3 protein-coding genes are annotated in these 2,088 nt (G+C 72.0%); 1 reads left to right on the top strand and 2 read right to left on the bottom strand.

The annotated features are described in order from the left end of the window. Positions 1-558: DUF4232 domain-containing protein (locus tag ACQRUO_RS39270; protein WP_428320976.1), on the top strand; the 558-nt coding region annotated here is incomplete at its 5' end. Here the strand turns inward: ACQRUO_RS39270 and ACQRUO_RS39275 are convergent. Both ACQRUO_RS39275 and ACQRUO_RS39280 read right to left on the bottom strand, forming a co-directional pair. Beyond that, entirely contained in the window at positions 548-1,036 is a 489-nt protein-coding gene (locus tag ACQRUO_RS39275; protein WP_428320977.1) for a serine O-acetyltransferase, read from the bottom strand. The genes ACQRUO_RS39270 and ACQRUO_RS39275 overlap by 11 nt on opposite strands. A gap of 35 nt (positions 1,037-1,071) precedes the next feature. Beyond that, on the bottom strand, positions 1,072-2,088 hold a 1,017-nt coding region (locus tag ACQRUO_RS39280), incomplete at its 5' end, for an LCP family protein (RefSeq protein ID WP_428320978.1).

Below are 2,088 nucleotides of genomic sequence, written 5' to 3' on the forward strand. Positions count from 1 at the left end.
GCCGCCCCCGGCCAGCCGGCCGGGTCGGCGCCCGCGGGGTCGGCGCAGCCGTCCGGGTCGCCGAGCGTGAAGCCGGGCAGGAGCACCGACACCAAGGGCTCCCCGGCCGCCGTCGACCGCTGCCACACCGACGACGTCATGGTGACCGTCCAGCTGCAGCCGGCCCTGGCGAACTCGGCCATGGTGATGGTGACCAACATGAGCAGCCGGGCCTGCACCATCGACGGCTACCTCGGCTACGGCGGCCGGCTGGCGGACAACAGCCAGCTGAGCCTGTCCACCAACCGGGTCGCCTACCCGGGTGCACCGGTGGCGAGCACGCTCAAGCCGCACACCTCCGCCTTCGCCGGTCTCAAGTGGGCCGCCTGCGACAAGGCCGACCCCAGCTGCCACGTGCTGGCCGGCGTCACCGTCACCCCGCCCGACGAGACCACCCAGACGGACGCGCACGTGCTGGACCTCAACGGCAAGCCGGTCCAGCAGCTGTTGGTCTCCGCGGCCGGCTTCACCGTCGGCTCGCTCCAGCCGAGCAACGAGGGCGTGACCTTCACGTCCTGAGCGCCGGCTCCGGCGCCGGGTGCGGGTGCGGCCCGGCCGTCCGGTCGGTGCGCCGGCCGACCAGCCGGGCCGGCGCCCCCGCCCAGATCTCGTCCGCCCCGGTGGACCGGGTGAGCACCGCGTTCGCCCCGATCACCGTGCCCGCACCCACCGTGAGCACCCCGCGCTTGCAGAGGACCTTGGCGCCGGCGCAGACCACCACGTCGTCCTCCAGCACGATCCGCTCCATCGCGCTCGCCTCCTGGGGCACCCAGGGGTCGGCCCGGCCGATGGTCACCCCGTTGTAGAGCGTGACCCCGCGGCCCAGCGTGGTGTAGGGGTGCAGCACGGTGCCGAAGCCGCGGTGGTAGACCTTCAGCTCCGGGCCGATCTCGGCGGCGGCCGGCACCTCCACCCCGTAGAGGGCGAGCAGTTCGCGCACCAGCCGCCCGAGCAGCGGCAGGCGGCGGCGGTAGATCAGCGAAGTCACCAGCGACATGGGCCCAGTGTGACCGAGCGTGACCCCACTGTCCGTCAGAACGCGGGAACCGGGGTGTCGTTCTTGATCGCGTCGAACACCTGCTTCGCCTCGCCCGGGTTCCACTTCACCGCCGACTCGCCGGTGTTGGTGCGGTAGTCCGGGTTGGCGATCGGGATGGTGATGCTCCTGCCCTCGCCACTGCTGACCGTCTTCATCGCCTCGAAGAGCGAGCCCAGGTCGGTCAGTCCGGTGCCGTCGTCGACGATCAGGGTGCCCAGGCCGGAGTCGACCAGCGGGTAGAAGGTGAACGGGTTCAGCAGGGTGCTCGGGGTGGCGGCCTGGTGGGCCAGCGTGGAGAGGAACTTCTGCTGGTTGCGCATCCGGCCCAGGTCCTGGTCGGCCATCTGGTGGCGCTGGCGGACGAAGGCCAGCGACTGGGTGCCGTTCAGGGTCTGGCAGCCGGCCTTGAGGTTCAGTCCGGAGTCCTGGTCCTGGACGGCCTTGTCGATGCACAGGTGCACACCGCCCACCGCGTCGACGATCCCGACGAAGCCGGCGAAGCCGACCTCGGCGTAGTGGTCGATGCGGATGCCGGTGTTCTGCTCGACGGTGCGGACCAGCAGCTCGCCGCCGCCGTTGTTGAAGGCCGAGTTGATCTTCGAGGTGGTGGCCGGGACGGTGCGGCCGCTGCCCGCGGTGTCCAGGTGCGCGGGGATCGGCACCCAGGAGTCCCGCGGGATGCTCATCAGCGTGTTCCCGTGGGCGCCGATGTGCAGGATCATCATCGAGTCGCTGCGCTTGCCGTCGTCCGAGCCGGTGTGCAGGTCCTGCTTCTGCGCGTCGCTCAGGCCGTCGCGGCTGTCCGAACCGACGATCAGCCAGTTGGTGCCCTGGCCCGCGGCGGGCCGGCCGGGGTAGTCGGCCAGCACGTTCTGGTGGTTCAGCTTGGAGTCGGCCCAGAAGTAGGTGCCCACGCCGGTCGCCAGCAGCGCGCCGACCAGCCCGAGCACGCCGTAGACCACCAGCCGGCGCCGCCGGCGCGGCCGGGCGGGCACCGGGGGCCGCGGCCC

The organism is Kitasatospora sp. LaBMicrA B282 (genome assembly GCF_050325825.1).
GTDB lineage: Bacteria > Actinomycetota > Actinomycetes > Streptomycetales > Streptomycetaceae > Kitasatospora.